Origin of the sequence: Nocardioides marmorisolisilvae, assembly GCF_003725775.1 — a bacterium.
In the GTDB taxonomy this organism is placed as follows: Bacteria; Actinomycetota; Actinomycetes; order Propionibacteriales; family Nocardioidaceae; genus Marmoricola; species Marmoricola marmorisolisilvae.
Genome location: NZ_RJSG01000002.1, coordinates 1,594,311 through 1,611,932 on the forward strand (window position 1 = coordinate 1,594,311; position 17,622 = coordinate 1,611,932).

16 protein-coding genes are annotated in these 17,622 nt (G+C 70.2%); 4 read left to right on the plus strand and 12 right to left on the minus strand.

Annotation, left to right across the window (positions count from 1 at the left end):
- Nucleotides 1–138: 138 nt before the first annotated feature.
- A complete protein-coding gene (locus tag EFL95_RS11815; RefSeq protein WP_246004917.1) occupies nt 139–858 on the minus strand; it encodes a 5-oxoprolinase subunit PxpA in 720 nt (239 codons plus the stop codon).
- 201 nt (nt 859–1,059) lie between these two features.
- Between EFL95_RS11815 and EFL95_RS11820 the strand changes: the two genes are divergently transcribed.
- Nucleotides 1,060–2,007, plus strand: a complete 948-nt coding sequence (locus EFL95_RS11820; protein WP_123234152.1) for a sigma-70 family RNA polymerase sigma factor — start codon at nt 1,060–1,062, stop codon at nt 2,005–2,007.
- Between the two features lie 31 nt (nt 2,008–2,038).
- Here the strand turns inward: EFL95_RS11820 and coaE are convergent, their stop codons facing one another.
- Genes coaE through EFL95_RS11835 form a run of 3 tightly spaced genes read right to left on the minus strand, consistent with a single transcriptional unit; the run spans nt 2,039 to nt 3,877 of the window.
- On the minus strand, nt 2,039–2,635 hold the full coding sequence (gene coaE, locus EFL95_RS11825; protein ID WP_123234153.1) for a dephospho-CoA kinase: 597 nt from the start codon (nt 2,633–2,635) through the stop codon (nt 2,039–2,041).
- A gap of 22 nt (nt 2,636–2,657) precedes the next feature.
- Complete coding sequence (locus tag EFL95_RS11830; protein ID WP_123234154.1) at nt 2,658–3,317, minus strand: hypothetical protein; 660 nt, start codon at nt 3,315–3,317, stop codon at nt 2,658–2,660.
- The gene (locus EFL95_RS11835) at nt 3,314–3,877 is read right to left on the minus strand and encodes an RNA polymerase sigma factor (RefSeq protein ID WP_183407136.1); all 564 of its coding nucleotides are present in this window, start codon (nt 3,875–3,877) and stop codon (nt 3,314–3,316) included. The genes EFL95_RS11830 and EFL95_RS11835 overlap by 4 nt, the downstream gene beginning before the upstream one ends.
- A gap of 137 nt (nt 3,878–4,014) precedes the next feature.
- Here EFL95_RS11835 and EFL95_RS11840 point away from each other — a divergent pair, with 137 nt between their 5' ends.
- A complete protein-coding gene (locus EFL95_RS11840) occupies nt 4,015–5,289 on the plus strand; it encodes a class I adenylate-forming enzyme family protein (RefSeq protein ID WP_123234156.1) in 1,275 nt (424 codons plus the stop codon).
- On the opposite strand, the gene EFL95_RS11845 is transcribed toward EFL95_RS11840, so the two are convergent.
- Nucleotides 5,252–6,220: a helix-turn-helix domain-containing protein gene (locus EFL95_RS11845; protein WP_123234157.1), complete on the minus strand. Its 969-nt coding sequence runs from the start codon at nt 6,218–6,220 to the stop codon at nt 5,252–5,254. The genes EFL95_RS11840 and EFL95_RS11845 overlap by 38 nt on opposite strands.
- 93 nt (nt 6,221–6,313) lie before the next feature.
- Between EFL95_RS11845 and EFL95_RS19545 the strand changes: the two genes are divergently transcribed.
- Nucleotides 6,314–6,490 carry a hypothetical protein gene (locus EFL95_RS19545; RefSeq protein ID WP_183407137.1) on the plus strand — a complete coding sequence of 59 codons (177 nt, stop codon included), beginning with the start codon at nt 6,314–6,316 and terminating at the stop codon, nt 6,488–6,490.
- Nucleotides 6,491–6,551: 61 nt separating this feature from the next.
- Here the strand turns inward: EFL95_RS19545 and EFL95_RS11850 are convergent, their stop codons facing one another.
- The 3 genes from EFL95_RS11850 to rpsA all read right to left on the minus strand — a co-directional run bounded on the left by EFL95_RS11850 (nt 6,552) and on the right by rpsA (nt 10,380).
- Nucleotides 6,552–7,043, minus strand: a complete 492-nt coding sequence (locus EFL95_RS11850; RefSeq protein WP_123234158.1) for a DinB family protein — start codon at nt 7,041–7,043, stop codon at nt 6,552–6,554.
- Nucleotides 7,044–7,055: 12 nt separating this feature from the next.
- Nucleotides 7,056–8,849 (minus strand): fibronectin type III domain-containing protein, encoded by a 1,794-nt coding sequence (locus EFL95_RS11855; RefSeq protein WP_123234159.1) that lies wholly within the window; start codon nt 8,847–8,849, stop codon nt 7,056–7,058.
- A 79-nt stretch (nt 8,850–8,928) separates the two neighbouring features.
- Nucleotides 8,929–10,380: a 30S ribosomal protein S1 gene (gene rpsA, locus EFL95_RS11860; RefSeq protein WP_123234160.1), complete on the minus strand. Its 1,452-nt coding sequence runs from the start codon at nt 10,378–10,380 to the stop codon at nt 8,929–8,931.
- A gap of 231 nt (nt 10,381–10,611) precedes the next feature.
- Here rpsA and EFL95_RS11865 point away from each other — a divergent pair, with 231 nt between their 5' ends.
- Nucleotides 10,612–11,424, plus strand: a complete 813-nt coding sequence (locus tag EFL95_RS11865; protein WP_123234161.1) for a class I SAM-dependent methyltransferase — start codon at nt 10,612–10,614, stop codon at nt 11,422–11,424.
- A gap of 6 nt (nt 11,425–11,430) precedes the next feature.
- On the opposite strand, the gene EFL95_RS11870 is transcribed toward EFL95_RS11865, so the two are convergent.
- The 4 genes from EFL95_RS11870 to polA form a co-directional block, all read right to left on the minus strand.
- On the minus strand, nt 11,431–13,716 hold the full coding sequence (locus tag EFL95_RS11870) for a hypothetical protein (protein WP_123234162.1): 2,286 nt from the start codon (nt 13,714–13,716) through the stop codon (nt 11,431–11,433).
- Nucleotides 13,713–14,360 (minus strand): hypothetical protein, encoded by a 648-nt coding sequence (locus EFL95_RS11875; protein WP_148045037.1) that lies wholly within the window; start codon nt 14,358–14,360, stop codon nt 13,713–13,715. Before EFL95_RS11875 ends, EFL95_RS11870 begins: the two co-directional genes overlap by 4 nt.
- Before the next feature lie 207 nt (nt 14,361–14,567).
- A complete protein-coding gene (locus tag EFL95_RS11880) occupies nt 14,568–14,813 on the minus strand; it encodes a hypothetical protein (protein WP_123234164.1) in 246 nt (81 codons plus the stop codon).
- An 82-nt stretch (nt 14,814–14,895) separates the two neighbouring features.
- Nucleotides 14,896–17,571 (minus strand): DNA polymerase I, encoded by a 2,676-nt coding sequence (gene polA / locus EFL95_RS11885; protein WP_123234165.1) that lies wholly within the window; start codon nt 17,569–17,571, stop codon nt 14,896–14,898.
- Between the last annotated feature and the right edge of the window lie 51 nt (nt 17,572–17,622).

The window sequence follows — 17,622 nt, forward strand, 5'->3', positions numbered from 1 at the left end:
GTCGCGCAAGAGCTTCTGGCAACATTTTTTGAGTTTTTTTCCGGGACCCCGGGTTGTCCACCGAACCGGCATATCGCTCCACAGGATTACCTGCTTTTCCACAGCCGAACCCACAGGCCGCTGTGGACAACTCGGCCGTCACACCCACCCTCGGACCGCGTACCCGGCGGCCTGGAGGGCATCGCGGACGGCACCGGCAGCTGCCACCGCGCCCGGGGAGTCGCCGTGCACGCAGACGGTGCGGATCTCGTCTCGCGCGGCGAGCGCCACCGCGTTGGCGGCGATCTCGTCCGGGTCGGTGACCAGGGCGCCGGGCTGGCTCCGCGGGACCAACCTCCCGTCCGCGGTGTACCCGCGGTCGGGGAAGCCTTCCCCCACGGCCAGGCGTCCGGCAGCGGCCGCGAGCGCGAGGACCGAGGAACCCGGCAGCCCGAGGACTGGGAGGCTGCCGCTGCCGGCGAGCACGGCCCGTGCCTGCTCCTCGTCGTCGACGATCCGGTTGTAGAGGGCTCCGTGCGCCTTGACGTACTCGACCGAGGTGCCAGCCGCCCGGGCGATCTCCGTCAGCACCTCGACCTGTTCGAGGACCCAGCTGGTGAGCAGCTCGGCCGGCGGGTCCATCGCTCGCCGCCCGAACCCCTCGCGGTCGGCGTAGGAGACCTGGGCGCCGACGACCACCCCGAGCTCCGCAGCCTGTCCGCAGACCGCGGCCATCACCCGTGCGTCCCCGGCGTGGAAGCCGCAGGCGACGTTCGCGCTGGTCACGACGGCGAGCAGCGCCGGGTCGTCGGTGACGCCCTCGCCGAGGTCGGCATTCAGGTCGACCACGGCGCCCATCTGCGCGTTCCCGGACCCCATGGAGCCAGTCTGCCCGGCCACGGACCCATAACGGCGATCTGAGAAGTAACTGAGAACCGTTGGAAGTCGGCAACTTCGGGTAACCCCTGATCGTCCTACATCACGTAGGGCGAGCCGATCGGTGGGAATCCTCCACCCGGGCCACGCGTTGAGATGAGTGGAACCAGAACCACCGGTTCCGGGTAGCAGAGGGAGGCACAAGTGACTGTACGTCGCACGGAGCGTGAGATCGAGGGCCGCGACAGCGTCGGGCTCTACCTCGACGAGATCGCTCGCACGCCGCTGCTCGACGCCATCACCGAGGTCGAGCTGTCCAAGACGATCGAGGCGGGCCTGTTCGCAGCCCAGCTCCTCGAGGAGGGCCGGGTCGGACGCCGCAAGGGCGGTGCCCCCGGGTTCGCCACCCAGGCCGAGCTCGAGTGGATGGTCGAGGAGGGCGAGCGCGCGGTCCAGCGCTTCATCCAGGCCAACCTGCGGCTGGTGGTCTCCATCGCCCGCAAGTACGGCCGCAGCGCGATGCCGATGCTCGACCTGATCCAGGAGGGCAACACCGGCCTGATCCGCGCGGTCGAGAAGTTCGACTACGCGAAGGGCTACAAGTTCTCCACGTACGCGACCTGGTGGGTCCGCCAGGCCATCACCCGCGGCATCGCCCAGCAGGCCCGCGTGGTCCGGCTGCCGGTGCACGTGGTCGAGGAGCTGAACCAGGTCTCGTCGGCGCGCCGCACGCTGGAGCGCCAGATCGGCCGCGAGCCGGAGCCGGCGGAGATCGCCGCCGAGCTCGGCATGGACGTCGACCGGGTCATCGACCTGATCGGCTGGGGCCGCGACCACGTCAGCCTGGACAGCCCGCTCGACGTCGACGGGGACACCTCGCTGGGCGACCTGATCGCCCAGGAGAGCTCGCCCGGACCCGACCTGACCGTGCTCGACGTCGAGGCGCGCGACCGGCTCAACACCCTGGTCGAGCTGCTCGACGAGCGGTCCGCAGACATCATCCGCAGCCGCTACGGCCTGGTCGACGGACGCCAGCACAAGCTGGCCGACATCGGAGCCGCGCACGGCATCTCGGCCGAGCGGGTCCGTCAGCTCGAGCGCGAGGCGATCGCCAAGCTGCGCCGCCTGGCCGACCCCGACCTGGCCGCCTGACCTCGGGTCTCGGCCCGCCGGCCCCCAGGCGTCAGCCGAGACCCGACAACTCTTCGAAGACCTCCGTCACCCGGCGACGGAGGTCTTCGATCGTCCCGGTGTTCTCAATCAGGTGGGTCGCGATCGCGTTGCGGTCCTCGCGCGTGGCCTGGGCCCCCATCCGGGACTCGGCGTCCTCCTGCGTCCACCCGCGGTCGCGCAGCATCCGCTCCAGCTGGAGCTCGGCCGGCGCGTCGACCACGATGACCGCGTCGAAGGTGTCGGCGCGACCGCTCTCGGCCAGCAGCGGGATGTCGTGGACGACCAGCGCTCCGGGCGGTGCATGGGTCTCCAGGTCGACGATTCGCTCGAACACCAGCGGGTGCACGATCGCCTCCAGGCGTTTGCGCGCGGCCGGGTCGTTGAACACCAGCGCGCCCATCGCCGGGCGATCGAGGTCACCCTCGGAGGTGAGCAGTCCGTCACCGAACTCCGCCACCACAGCCGCGAGACCCGGGGTGCCCTTCTCGACGACCTCGCGCGCCAGAGCGTCCGCGTCGATGATGACCGCGCCCAGCTCGGCGAGGATCGCCGAGACCGTGCTCTTGCCCGATGCGATGCCGCCGGTCAGCCCTACGCGCTTGGTCACGCGGCGAGTATCGCAGGCGCGTTCACGAGCACTGGTGACGCCCGGAGACGCGGAGGTTCATCACCGACGTCCCGGACGCACTCGCGTCGCTGTAGGAGAAGGCGATGCCGTTGAAGCGGCCACCGACCGCAACCGTGACGCGGACGAAGAAGGTGTAGTTCTTGCCCTTCTCGAGCATCGCGCCGGCCAACGGCTTGCGGGCAGCCCACTCCTGCTTCTCGAGCTTGGACATGCCGGGCACTCCTTCAGCGAACGCGCCACCCAGGGCAACCCCGCCGGGCGGTTGGACGGCGTACCAGGCGCCCGAGGAGCTCGCGTCCTGCGGGTCGCGCAGGACGGCGCCGGTCATCACGATGTCCCGCTCGGGCGTCACGGATTCCATCATGACGACGGTGCGGGACGGGTCGCCCAAGCACATCGTGCCGTCGTCGCCCATCGGGATCGGGTTGGCCCTCGGGCCACCGGTCAGCGGAGCCGGAGAAGGCTCGTCGTTGCTCAGGGTGCGACTGAGCACGACACCGCCCCCGACGACGGCGAGGACCGCCGCAGCCGCCACCGCGGGAACGAACCAGTGGCGCTCACCGGGAGCGTCCTGGAGAGGCAGGGCTGCCCGTAGCCGGTCGCGCTGCAGCGGGGTCAGGGGCCGCTCAGGCGGCGGGACGAGGTCCGGGAAGTCGTTCATGCTCCTGCTCCTTCGGTGCTGGAGAGCCGCGCACGGGCGCGGGCGAGTCGTGATCGGACCGTGCCGACCGGGATGTCGAGAGCTGCTGCGGCGTCGGCGTAGCTGAGCCCGGACCAGACGACGAGGGCGAGCACGTCCTGCTCGCCGCGCGAGAGCGTGCGGACCTGGTCCAGCAACGCCCGCATCCGCTGCTCGTCGGCGAGGCGATCGGTCACCCCGTCGGCGGGATCGGGCGCTTCCCCGTCGTCGATCGAGCCGGCCTTCGCGACCACCCGCAGGTGCCGGCGGCGGCCGCGCTCCAGGTTGCGGCACACGTTCGTCGCGACCCCGAACAGCCACGGCGCCGCGGAACCCTCGTGCAGCTGGATGCGCTGGCGACGGTTCCAGACGGTGAGGAAGACCGTCGAGACCGCGTCCTCGGCGTCCGCGTAGTCACCCAGGCGCCGGAAGCAGTGGTTGTACAGCCGGTCGGCGTACTGCTCGAACAGGGCGGCGAGCGCCTCGCGCTCCCCGCGCCGCACCGACTCGACGGTTGCTGCGTCGGAGACCACGTCCGGCACGTCCGCATCCTGTCCTGTCGGTTCGACCAGTGGCCGAGTGACCACGTTCGCTCTCATGCTCCTTCATGTCCGGCTCGCAGAGGCGAGTTCCCGATTCGGTCCGACCTTTTTTCTCGAGCCCGTCGGCGCCTGCGAGGATGGCCGGCGTGAGCCCGGCCGACCTGTCCCCCGGTGACCGCGTCGCGCTGCTGGTCCCCGGCTCGGCCCGGTACGTCGACGTGGTGCTGTCCCTGCTGGTGCGCGGCATCATCCCGATCCCGATGGACCCCCGCCTCACCGAGAGCGAGCGTGCCGGGATCCTCGCCGACCTCGAGCCGACGCTGGTGGTCACCGATCCGAGCGAGCTCGAGGCACTGGCGCTCGGCTGGGCACCCGGCGACGTCCCGCTGGCCCGGCCGATGCACGTCACCAGCGGTACGACCGGTGCGCCCAAGGGCGTCTACAGCGGCGTGCTCGACGTCCAAGCTGCAGCCGCGCTGCTCGCCGAGGAGCGCTTGCTCTGGGGCTTCAACGCGGGCGACGTGAACCTGGTGGTCAGTCCGCTCTACCACTCGGCTCCGCTGCGCTTCGCGATCGGGACGCTGCTCGCGGGTGGCCGGATCGTGGCCCCGGGAGCGTTCGAACCTGCCGCCATGACGGCGGCGATCGCGGAGCACCGACCGACCTCGATGTTCGTCGCCCCGGCCCACCTGCAGCGGCTCTTCGAGCACTGGGACGAGCACGCCTGGCCGGACCTGGACTCGTTCCGGCTGGTCGCTCACGCCGGCGCCCCCTGCCCCGACCCGCTCAAGCGTCGCCTGATCCGGGTCTTCCCGGAGGGGTCGACCTGGGAGTTCTACGGATCGACCGAGGGCCAGTTCACCGCCTGCCGCAGCGAGGAGTGGCTGCTGCACCCCGGCACCGTCGGACGGGCCCGTCCCGGGCGCACGCTGGCGGTCGACGAGGACGGCCTGATCTGGTGCGCCGTCCCGGAGCACGCCCGCTTCACCTACTTCAACGCGCCCGCGAAGACACAGGCCGCGTGGCGCGGCGACGCGTTCACCGTGGGCGACCTCGGCCACCTCGACGAGGAGGGCTACCTCTACCTCGACGCCCGTCGCGAGGACCTGGTGATCACCGGCGGGGTCAACGTGTACCCGGCCGAGGTCGAGAACGCGCTGGCCGAGCACCCGGGGGTCACCGACGTCGCCGTGTTCGGCGTACCGGACGAGCGCTGGGGCCAGCGGGTCTGCGCGGCCTACGTCGGGCCGGCAACGGCCGAGGAGCTGACCGCGTGGGCACGCGAACGGCTCTCACCGCCGAAGCGGCCGAAGGACTACCAGCGACTCGAGGCGATCCCGAGGACCCTGACGGGGAAGATCCTGCGTCGGTCGCTCACGCAGGTCGCCCCATCTCCTCCTCCGAGCAGCTGAACGACTGGCGGTAGCCCTGCGGGCTCACGCCGCGCACCCGGGTGAAGTGCTGGCGCATGGTCGCCGCATTGCCGAAGCCGACCTCGTCGGCGATCCACTCGATCGAGGCGTCGCTGGCCTCGAGCAGCTCCTCGGCGGCAAGCACCCGCTGCTTCGTCACCCAGGCGTGCGGCGTGGCACCGGTCTCGGCCCGGAACCGGCGGGCGAACGTGCGCGGCGACATGTGGGAGCGACGCGCGAGCGCCTCGACGCTGTGGTCCTCGCCCAGGTTCTCGGTGATCCAGGTCAGCAACGGGCCGAGCGTCGGCGCATCGCAGTCCGGCACCGGGCGGGCGATGTACTGGGCCTGCCCTCCGTCGCGCTGGGGCGGCACGACCATGCGGCGCGCGACCATCGAGGCGACCTTCGCGCCGTACTCCTTGCGCCACAGGTGCAGGCAGGCATCGAGGCCGGCCGCGGATCCGGCGGAGGTGATCACCGGGTCCTCGTCGACGTAGAGCACCTCGGGGATCACCCGGGCCCGCGGGTAGCGCGCCTGGAGATCCTCGGCGTGCATCCAGTGGGTGGTGCAGTCGCGGCCGTCGAGCAGCCCCGCCTCCCCGAGCACGAACGATCCCGAGCAGACCGACAGCACCCGGGCGCCGCGGGCAACCGCGTCGCGGAGCAGCTGCAGGACCTCCTGCGGCACCGAGTCGACGCCCTTCACGGCGGGGACGCAGATCAGGTCGGCCTGGGCGGCCCGGTCCAGTCCGTGCTCCACGTGCAGGTCGAAGCCCATGCTGGTGCGCACCCGGGGCGTGGCGGCGCAGACGGCGAACTCCAGGGCCGGGACGCCGTGCTCGGTCCGGTCGATCCCCCAGGCCTCGCAGACGACTCCCAGCTCGAACGGGGCGACCCCGTCGAAGACGATCACGGCAACGTTCTTGAGCATCTGCCCAGGGTCGCACGAACATGGCAGAAAAGCGAGGGTAGGTGTCATTCCTGCCACTGTTGGCAGGAATGAGATGAGCGCAGGATTACTGCCATGAACGAGATCATCACTTCAGCCATCGCCATCATCGCCATGGTCAGCGGCCTGGTGTCGCTGGTCGTGTTCGTCCGCCGCGACAACTTCGCCGGCCCGGGGACCGGGTACACCGACGTGGACGACCTCGGAGCCGTCGTCCGCGGCCGCCGTCAGCCGGTGCCGACGCTGCGTTGAGCCGTTAGTCCCCAACAATCCGGCTGCTTTCCGACGCAGAAACGGTGCGGATCGCCCGGGACTATCTGCGCGTGTCGAGGATCTGCTCGCGCAGGATCTCGGCGTGGCCGCAGTGCTGGGCCAGCTCGCGCAGGACGTGCAGGTACACCCAGCGCAGCGGAAGCGGTCCGCGGCGGTTGCCGAGGATCAGGTCGTCCAGACCGAGCGGCGCAGTCGCCGCCCGGGACGCCGCGCAGGCCTCCAGGTGGGCCTGACGCACCGAGGCGATGGTGTCCTCCTCGGTGAGCTCGAAGGACTCGTCCGGGGTGGACGGGATCCCGATCTCCTCCCGGGAGCGGCAGCTGATCCCCTCGTCGAACCAGACCTTCTCGACGAAAGCGGCGTGCTTGACCAGGCCGAGCAGCGTGGTCTTCGAGGACACCAGCGAGCGACGCGCCTCCTCCTCGGTGAGCCCGTCGAGGCAGCCGGTCAGGCCGGCCCTGTGTTCGTCGATGAACGTCTCGAACTGGTCGCGAAGCGGGGCGTCGAAGATGCCGGGATCAACCGAGGACATGGCAGCAGGGTGTCACGCGGTGATCCGGCTGGACCCGGAGACCCCGCCGGGGGCGTCCTGGTCGTAGGGGCGGATCCGGAAGGCGTAGGACTTGCCCGCGGTCAGGCTCGGACTGAGGTAGCTGGTCCGCGACGTCCAGGCCAGCGTCCGCCAGGCCCCGTAGCCGTTGCGGATCTGCACCTGGTAACGCGTCGCTCCGTGAACCGAGTGCCAGGAGATCCGGACCCGGTGGGCGGACTCGCGCACCAGCGAGGGCCGCGCCGGAACCGTGGTGATGTAGCCGCGCGGGGTAACGGTCACCGGGTCGGCGTACGGACCGGCAGGCGCGGCCCCCGTCGCACGCACCCGGAAGTCGTAGGCCCGGCCGGCGACCAGGTTGCTCACCGATCCGCTCGTGCCGGTCACGGACTTGGTGCTGTACGCCGCGGTGCTCCCGTGCTTGCGCCAGTAGACGATGTACTGCTCGGCGTCGCTGACGGCGTTCCAGGTCAGCGTGACCCGGTGCGCCCCGGCCGAACCTGAGAGGCCCTGGACCCGCGCAAGCTGGATCGGCACAGTGACGGCGACGGTGTTGGAGAGGATGTCGTTCGCCACCGCGCGCACCTTCGCCGCGCGGACGGCGAACTCGTACCCGTGGCCCTGGCTCAGGGTCGGGCCGCCCGGGGCGCACTCGGTGAGGACCACGCTGTTGCCGTGGACGACACCGGAGCTGTCGACGGTGCGGTCCACGTCCGGCAGACGGTTCCACGTCGAGGACACCGCCGGATCCCGGCAGTAGACCAGCATCCGGGTCTCCCCCGGCACCGGCTTCCAGAACAGGGCGACCGAGCGCAACCGGCCCTGGCCGGTGAGCTGCGGGACCGTGCGCGGACCGAGCGGCATCACGGGCAGCGGGAGCGTCGCCGCCTGCCCGATCCCGAGCTGGGCGAACGCGTCCGCCATGCCGGCCGCCAGGTCGACCTCGCCCTGGGCGTTCGGGTGCGCCCCGTCGTAGGTGTCGGCATACCCGCGCCAGTACGACGGGTTGGCGACGTCGGCCAGCACCACCTTGCTCTGCGCGGTCGACCAGGTCGGCACCTTGGCCGCCAGCTTGCTGTTGTAGTCCGGCGCCTCGGAGACCAGCAGCTTGTTCTGCGCGGATCCGTTCGGCACCTCGGCGTAGGCCAGGTTCGCCATCACGATCGTCGCGTCCGGCTTCGCGGCCCGGACCTCGTCGATGTACTTCTTCGCGTTCGCGATCAGCTCGTCGACCGTGTACGGCGCGCTCGTCAGGTCACTGCGGTCGCGCGGCTTGGTCAGGTCGTTGTACCCGAAGAACTCGACCACCACGGCGGGGTCGTAGGTCTCGGTCGCCCAGCGGATCCGGCTGTGCCCGTCGGGGCTGAGCGTCGAGGGCTCGAGCTGCTCGGCGAGCTGGGCTCCCCCGCGCGCGTCGTGGTCCTGGTCGAAGTCGCAGTCCGCGTACTCGTGGTGACCCCACTCGAAGGTGGTGTAGTCGATGAGGTCGCTCCACGGCCCGACGAAGTCGAAGTTCACCCCGGCAGCGCGCAACCGGTGGTCGAAGAAGTACCGCCAGGTGTAGTCACCCGAGGTGCCGTTGGTGATCGAGTCCCCGGTCAGCAGGATCTTCACCGGATCGGACGCCGGGTCCGGGGCCGCCGCAGGCGGGCAGGCCGGGTCGTACTGGGTCGGGTCGTTGACCGCCGAGGCCGCGGTGGCCCCCAGGCCCGCACTCAGGGCAGCGCTCACCGTCACCCCGAGCACCAGGCCCAGGGCGCGGCTCACCAGCGAACGGCCGTACCCCACGCCCCCATGCTAGGAGTGCCGACCTTGAGGAACGACGAAGGGCCCCGACCTGCTGGTCGGGGCCCTTCGATCGTTGGCGTCAGTTGCCGCCGGTCAGCTTCTCGCGGAGCGCCTGCAGCGCCTCGTCCGAGGCGAGCGAGCCGCCCTCGGCCTCGGGAGCCTCGCTGCTGTACGAGGTGGCCTCGCCAGCCTCGACCTCGGCAACCTTCGCCTCGGCCTGCTGCTTGACGTGGGCCTCCCAGCGGGCGTGCGCCTTGGCGTACTGGTCCTCCCAGACCTTGCGCTGGTCGTCGTAGCCCTCGAGCCACTCGCCCGTGTCCGGGTCGAAGCCCTCCGGGTAGATGTAGTTGCCGGCCTCGTCGTACGACGCGCTCATGCCGTACAGCGTCGGGTCGAAGTCCTCGGCCTCGGCCGCGGTCGACGTCTCGTTCGCCTGCTTCAGCGAGAGCGAGATCCGGCGACGCTCGAGGTCGATGTCGATGATCTTGACCATGACGTCGTCGTTGACCTGGACGACCTGCTCCGGGATCTCCACGTGGCGCTCGGCCAGCTCGGAGATGTGCACCAGGCCCTCGATGCCCTCCTCGACGCGGACGAACGAGCCGAAGGGCACCAGCTTGGTGACCTTGCCCGGCACGATCTGGCCGATCTGGTGGGTCCGGGCGAAGTGCTGCCACGGGTCCTCCTGCGTCGCCTTGAGCGACAGCGACACGCGCTCGCGCTCCATGTCGACGTCGAGAACCTCGACGGTGACCTCGTCACCGACCGTGACGACCTCGGACGGGTGGTCGATGTGCTTCCAGGACAGCTCCGAGACGTGCACCAGACCGTCGACGCCGCCCAGGTCCACGAACGCACCGAAGTTGACGATCGAGGAGACGACGCCCTTGCGGATCTGGCCCTTCTGGAGCTGGGTCAGGAAGCCGTGGCGAACCTCGGACTGGGTCTGCTCGAGCCACGCACGGCGGGAGAGCACGACGTTGTTGCGGTTCTTGTCCAGCTCGATGATCTTCGCCTCGAGCTCCTTGCCGACGTACGGCTGGAGGTCGCGGACGCGACGCATCTCGACCAGCGACGCGGGCAGGAAGCCGCGCAGGCCGATGTCCAGGATCAGGCCGCCCTTGACGACCTCGATGACCGTGCCGGTGACGACGCCGTCCTCTTCCTTGACCTGCTCGATGGTGCCCCAGGCGCGCTCGTACTGGGCGCGCTTCTTGGACAGGATCAGGCGGCCTTCCTTGTCCTCCTTCTGGAGGACCAGGGCCTCGACCGAGTCGCCGACCTGGACGACCTCGTTGGGGTCGACGTCGTGCTTGATGGAGAGCTCGCGGGACGGGATGACGCCCTCGGTCTTGTAGCCGATGTCGAGGAGGACCTCGTCGCGGTCGACCTTGACGATGACGCCCTCGACGATGTCGCCGTCGTTGAAGAACTTGATGGTCGCGTCGATCGCGGCGAGGAAGTCTTCCTCGGAGCCGATGTCGTTGATCGCGACCTGGGGGGCGTCGGAAAGGATGGGGGTGGTGGTCATAAGGGATGGGATCCTTGGTGGACAGATGTTGTTGTGGGCGCACGCAGAACGTCCTGTTTCACCATCACGAAATGTTTTTCGCTTACCCGCTACGTTCACCGGGCTGACAGCGAGCTAGAGACTGCTACGTCTGAGACTCAGGCAGACTTCTGGCGCAACGCACAGAATACGGCGGAATTGGGGCCTGAGTCCAACCAGCGCCTCCCCCGCGGACCTGCCATCATCAGCCCCATGTTCGAGCACAGGCCGGTGCGGCCCGAGCGCAGGCCGGTCGACGAGCGCGACTCGCTGCTGGCCAACCGGGCCGACTGGGACCGCTACGCCGACGAGTACCAGGCCACCCACGGCGAATTCCTCGGGGACGACGGGTTCCTCTGGGGGCCTGAGGGCGTCCGCGAGGACCACGTCGGTGCGCTCGGCGATGTCACCGGGAAGGACGTCCTGGAGCTCGGCTGCGGGGCGGGACAGTGCTCCCGGTGGGTGCTGGCCCGCGGCGGACGCCCGGTGGGCCTCGACGTCTCGATGCGCCAGCTGCAGCACAGCCGCCGGATCGACCTCGAGCACGACGTCCGGGTGCCGGTGGTGTGCGCCGGCGCGGCGGCGATCCCCTTCGCGGACGACGCGTTCGACGTGGTCTTCTCCGCGTTCGGCGCGCTCCAGTTCATCGCCGACGCGGACGCGCTGGTCGGCGAGATGGCCCGGGTCACGCGGGCCGGGGGCAGGCTGGCGTTCTCGGTGACCCACCCGACCCGTTGGATGTTCCAGGACGACCCTGGCGAGGGCGGCCTGCTGGCCAACCAGTCCTACTGGGACCGCACGCCGTACGTCGAGGTCGACGACGAGACCGGCGAGACCTCCTACGTGGAGCACCACCGGACCCTGGGCGACTGGGTCCGGGCGTTGTCCACCCACGGCTACCGGATCGTCGACCTGGTCGAGCCGGAGTGGCCGGCGGACCACGACCGGGTCTGGGGCGGCTGGAGCCGCACCCGGGGCCGACTGACCCCGGGCACGGCTCTCTACGTGGCCGATCTGGCCCAGTAGTCCGGGCTAGGCGGCGACCATCCGGCGGCGCAGCACCGAGACGCCGGTGGCCAGTGCCACCAGGGCCAGGGCCGCTGCGGACCGGGTGACGTTGCGGCTCGACTCGCCGTCGTCGCCACGGATGACGAACGAGTAGGCGGTCAGACCCTCGGCGCCGGCCGGGGCACCGAACGCCATCGACTCGGTCTGGGCCCGCTTGGCACCGGCGGCGAGCTCGGCGTAGAGCTGGCCGTAGTTCGCGACCGTCTCCTTGCCGGAGGTCACGATCTTGCTGGTGCCCTCCTTCGAGAGCCGGTTGGCGCCGTCCGGGATCTCCGGCGCCTTGCCGGAGGCCTGCTTGAGCCCGTCGGCGATCTGGCCGGAGCCGTCCGCCGCCGTGCCCAGACCGTCCGCCAGGTCTCCGGCGCCGCCGGAGACCTGCGATGCGCCGGAGGACAGCTTGGCGGTGCCGTCGGCGAGGTCACCGGTGCCGGCGTCCAGCTGGCCGAGCCCGCTGGCGAGGTCGCCCGAGCCGGCGTAGGCGTCGGCAGCACCGGAGTTGAGCTGGAGCACGCCCGCGATCGCCGCCGCGAGCTTCCCCTTGAGCTCGGTCAGCCCGTCAGCCACCTGCTGGTTGCCCGCCTTCAGCTGGGCCGCGCCGGCCTTGGCCGCTGCTGCACCACCCTCGAGCTGGGTCAGACCCGGCACGATCTGGCCGTTGAGGCCGTCGAGCACCTGCTGGAGGCCACCGGAGACCAGGCCCAGCCCGGCGTACGCCGTGGACAGGTCGGTCTTGCTCTGCTGCACGCCGGGAATGACGCCCGCCGCGAGCGTGCCCTGGCACACCGGACCGCAGTCCATGCCGGGCAGGGCGTTGTTCTTGATCGCGTTCAGGCCGGCGAGCAACTGGTCGATGGAACCACCCGCAGTCACGGCGGCGTTCAGACCGGCGCGTACCTGGTCGACCCCGGCCTTGGCCTGGCCGATGCCCGGGGCCACCTGACCGGTCAGACCGGTCTTCAGCGCGGTCGCACCCGCGTTCAGCTGGGTCAGGCCGTCGATCAGCGTGCCGGCCTGGCCGGCCGCGCCGAAACCGGCGGTGATCTGGTTGACGCCGTCGATCAACTGCTGGATGCCGGGACCGGCGGCCGGCAGCTGGTCGGCGAGCTGACTCAGACCGCCGCTGATCTGACCGAGGCCGTCCTTGAGCTGGTCCGCGCCCGCAAGGGCGTCCGAGGTGCCCTGGTGCAGCTGACCGGCACCGTCGTTGACCTGGCTCGCACCGCTGGACAGCTGCTTGGCGCCCGCGGCGAGCTTGCGCGCACCAGGAGCGGCATCGTCGGCGAGACCGCTGTGCAGCTGGTCGGCACCGTCGCTCAGCTTGAGCAGACCGGCGACCAGGGTGGACGCGCCGTCGCGCAGCTTGAGCAGGTTGCTGTCGATCTGGGACGCACCCGAGACCAGCTCGGCACCGGTGGTCGCACCCGTGCTGTAGCCGTCCGAGGCGGTCTTGAACGTCGGGCTGGCCAGCGGGTCCACCGGCAGCAGGCCGACCTCGACGCGCGGCACGACACCGTTCTTGATGGTGGCCGAGTAGCCGAACGTGGTGGTGGTCTCGCCGATCGGCGGGAACAGCGTCATGTTGTAGGTCAGCGCGGTGCCACCGGTGCCATCACCCGCGGCGCTGGCCACGGCGTCCGGCTTCACCTCGGTGAAGCTCTTCGGCAGCGTGGTGGTCAGCTGACCGACCAGCGGGACCGGGACGTTGACGGTCTTGGTGATGGTGCCGCCGGCACCGTCGTCGAAGGTGAGCTCCTTCGGGGTGACGGTCTTGTTGGCCACCGTGAAGTCGACCCGGAGCTTGCCGGACTTGCCGACGACGTCGCCGGGCTTCACGGTCTTGCCGTCCAGCGTGTACGTGGGCGTCACCGATACCGGCAGCGCGCCGTCGTAGTTGCTGACCGAGCGGTACTGCTTGGTGCCGTCGACGGTGGTCTTGATGACCTGCTTGCTGCCGTCGAGCTTGAAGCCGCCGAAGCCGTCGATGTTGCGCAGGCCGTCGGTGGAGACCGGGTTGAGCAGGTCGACGGGGCCGTGGCCGGTCAGGGCCAGCTGCTCGTAGACGCGCTTGCTCTCCAGGTGGCCGTCGGCGCCGAGGTAGACCTGGATGGTCTCGGTGTTGACGACGTCGACCCCGGAACCCTCGGTGGTCGCGGCCGCCGCGAGCGACGGGCTGATGGCGAGGCCGGCCAGCGTGATCGCGGCCGCGGTGGCCCCGATCCGGCGGGCGCGCCGGGCGCTCAGGGCGCTCATCGGACGGTCTCCTTCATGAACTCGGACAGGGTGGTGAACTCGCGCTCGTCGGTCGCTGCGGCGCTGGTCGCGACCGGAGCCTCGACCGGCGCGTCGACGTGGTCGCCCTCGGGGGCGTCCGGGGTCGGACGGCCACGGCGCATCCCCTGCGCACCGGCGACGACCGGACCGGCCACGACGCCGGCCAGGAAGCCGAGCGCGACGTTGAACGCCATCGTGGTGGCGGTGCTCACCGAGGTCGACAGGATCTCCGGCGGAGCCTGGTTGTAGGCGAACTCGTAGGCGCCGGCGAAGGCGCCCGCGCCCAGGATCACGGTCCACAGCGTGATGCGGTCGTTGGTCAGGAACGCGACCGCGACGCAGGCCATCACCACGAAGCCGACCGCGACCGCGCGTCCGGCGGTCGTGTCGGGCATGAACTGGGCCCTGAAGATGTAGCCGGACCAGCCGATCACGAACCCGGCGGCGAAACCGGCCAGCTGGGTCGTCGGCGTGCGGTCCGGGACCAGCGCCACGACAGCACCCATGGCCGCGCCCAGCAGGGCGACGGACTCGAGCTCGAGACCGAGAGCCGACCCAGCCATGACCGCGCCCATCGCGGCCAGGGCCAGGACGGCACCGGCGTACAAAGTTTGTCTACGCATAGCTGCGCATCTCCTCCCACAGACAAGTTCCGGACCGGCCTCCCAACCGGTTCATTCCGGAACATTTGCGCACAAAGTAGCGCATCTCCACGTGTATCTCTTAAACGAGACGCGTGGGGCGGGAAATCATGACTCCGAAAACGGAGGGTGATTGAAGACGATCAGACTGGTCTAGGCCGATATGCCCGGATCGGGCTCGCCCGAGCGTCAGACGCGGTCGCGGAACACCCGGGACAGGAGCTCTTCGTGACGCTCGGCCAGGGTCGGGTGCGTGTGCGGGGCGTCCCCGCGGAAGTGCTCGTGGACGGTGCCGTCCGCGTGGGCGTGGATCTCCAGCCCGCGGGCCTCCCGGACCAGGGACCACTTGCTGTACGCCGCGAGCACGACGCAGGACGCGAGGAGGGCGACCAGCAGCAACTGGGCCATCAGCGGGGACAGGGTGGTGGCGGTCATGCGGGTCTCCTCGGGGCAGGTCTGCCCAGAACAACGAGTCGACCGGAATGTGGTTACTTGTCGGTTTCGTTCTCGCGTGCGGCTAGTGGGCCGCAGCGTGCCAGCTGGCGCCCACCCCGACCGAGACGTCCAGCGGCACGGTGAGCTCGGCGGCCGCGGCCATCTGCTTGCGGACCAGGCTCTCCAGGGCGTCGTGCTCCCCCGGAGCCACCTCGAAGACGAGCTCGTCGTGCACCTGCAGGAGCATCCGGGACGCGAGCCCCTCGGCCTTGATGGCGCGGTCCACGTTGAGCATGGCGACCTTGATGATGTCCGCGGCCGAACCCTGGATCGGGGCGTTCAGCGCCATCCGCTCAGCCATCTCGCGGCGCTGGCGGTTGTCGCTGGTCAGGTCGGGCAGGTACCGGCGGCGGCCCATGATCGTCTCGGTGAACCCGGTCTTGCGAGCCTCGTCGACCACGCCGGCCAGGTAGTCCCGGATGCCGCCGAAGGTCTCGAAGTACTCGTCCATCAGCCCCCGGGCCTCGCCGGTGTCGATCTTGAGCTGCTGGGAGAGCCCGAACGCCGACAGGCCGTAGGCCAGGCCGTAGTTCATCGCCTTGATCTTGGCCCGCATCTCGGTGTTGACCTCGGTCGGCTCGACCCCGAAGACGCGGGCCGCGGTGACCTGGTGGAAGTCGCGGCCGGAGTTGAACGCCTCGATCAGGCCGGCGTCCTCGGACAGGTCGGCCATGATCCGCATCTCGATCTGGCTGTAGTCGGCCGTCATCACCTCGGTGAACCCGTCGCCGACCACGAAGGCCTCGCGGATCCGGCGGCCCTCCTCGGTGCGCACCGGGATGTTCTGGAGGTTCGGCTCGGTGCTGGAAAGCCGACCGGTCGCCGCGATCAGCTGGTTGAAGGTGGTGTGGATCCGGCCGTCCTCGGCGATCGTCTTGATCAGGCCCTCGACGGTCTGGCGGAGCCGGGACACGTCGCGGTGCCGCAGCAGGTGTGCGAGGAACGGGTGCTCGGTCTTCGCGAACAGGTCCTGCAGCGCGTCGGCGTCGGTGGTGTACCCGGTCTTGGTGCGCTTGGTCTTCGGCATGTCGAGCTCCTCGAAGAGCACGACCTGGAGCTGCTTGGGCGAGCCGAGGTTGATCTCCTTGCCGATCACCTCGTAGGCCTCGGTCGCGGCCTCGCGGACCTGGTCGCCGAACTCGGACTCGAGCCCTGCCAGGAAGTCGTGGTCGACCGCGATGCCGACCCGCTCCATCCCGACGAGGACCTCGACCAGCGGCAGCTCGATCTCGTCCATCAGCCGGGTGCCGCCCCGGTCGTCGAGCTCTCCGGCGAGGACCGCGCACAGGTCCACGACCGCACGCGCGTGCAGCATCGCCGCCTCGGCGACCTCGTCACCGGTCTCGAAGAGCAGCCCCTGGTCGTCCCCGCTCTCCTGCTTGAGCTCGCGCTTGAGGTGGCGCAGGGTCAGGTCGGCCAGGGCGTAGGAGCGCTGGTCGGGCGCGACGAGGTAGGCCATCATCGCGGTGTCGCTGACCAGACCGTCGACCGTCCAGCCGTGCGCGCCGAGCGCGAGCAGCGGACCGTTCGCGTCGTGCAGGATCTTCGGTTTCCCCGCGTCGGCCAGCCAGTCCGCGAGCGCCTGGTCGTCCTCAGGGGTCAGGCCGGCCGCGTCGACGTAGGCCGCGCGGCCGCTGCCCTGGGCGAACCCGAGGCCCTCGACCCGACCCGATCCCGAGCCCCAGCTGCCCCGGACGTGCAGGCCAGTCGCGTCGTTGCCCAAGCCGTCCAGGAATCCGGCCAGCTCACCGGGCGCGACGGTCTCCCCCGCCAGGTCGAAGCCACCCTCCACCTCGGGCTCGTCCTCCGGCGCCAGCACGTCCATGATCCGGGTGCGCAGCTCGCCCCGGAACTCCAGCTCGTCGAGCAGCGCGAGCGCGGACTGCCGGTCCCACTCGGTGCGGCCCAGGTCGTCGAGGCCGAGCTCCAGCGACAGATCGCGGACAAGTGCGTTCAGGCGCCGGTTGCGGATCACGTCGTCGATGTGGGCGCGCAGGTTCTCCCCCGCCTTGCCGCCGACCTCGTCGGCCCGGTTGATGACGTTGTCGAGTCCGTCGTACGTCTCGATCCACTTGGCGGCGGTCTTCGGCCCCACCCCGGGGATGCCCGGCAGGTTGTCGGAGTCCTCGCCGACCAGAGCCGCGAGCTCCGGGTAGCGGTGCGGCGGCACCAGGTACTTCGCCTGGACCGCGTCCGGAGTCATCCGAGCGAGCTCGGAGACGCCCCGCATCGGATACAGGACCGTGGAGTCCGGCGTGACCAGCTGCAGCGAGTCGCGGTCGCCGGTGAGGATCAGCACCTCGTAGCCGGCGGCCAGCGCCTGGGTGGTCAACGTCGCGATGATGTCGTCGGCCTCGAAGCCGTCCATCATCAGGTGCCGGATGCTGAAGGTGTCCAGGAGCTGCTGGAGCAGCGAGAGCTGGCTGCTGAACTCGTCGGGCGTCTTGTTCCGCTTCGCCTTGTACTCGGAGTACTCCTCGAGGCGGAAGGTGTGCCGGGACTTGTCGAACGCGACCGCCACGTGGGTCGGCTGCTCGTCGCGCAGGACGTTGACCAGCATCGAGGTGAAGCCGTAGACGGCGTTGGTGTGCTGCCCGGTGACCGTGGAGAAGTTCTCGACCGGCAGCGCGAAGAACGCGCGGTAGGCCAGCGAGTGGCCGTCGAGGAGCAGCAGGCGGGGACGCTCATTGTCTGGCACGACTCGACCCTAGTGGGTGCCGCCGACAAGGTCAGCGGGGGCGGGCGGCAG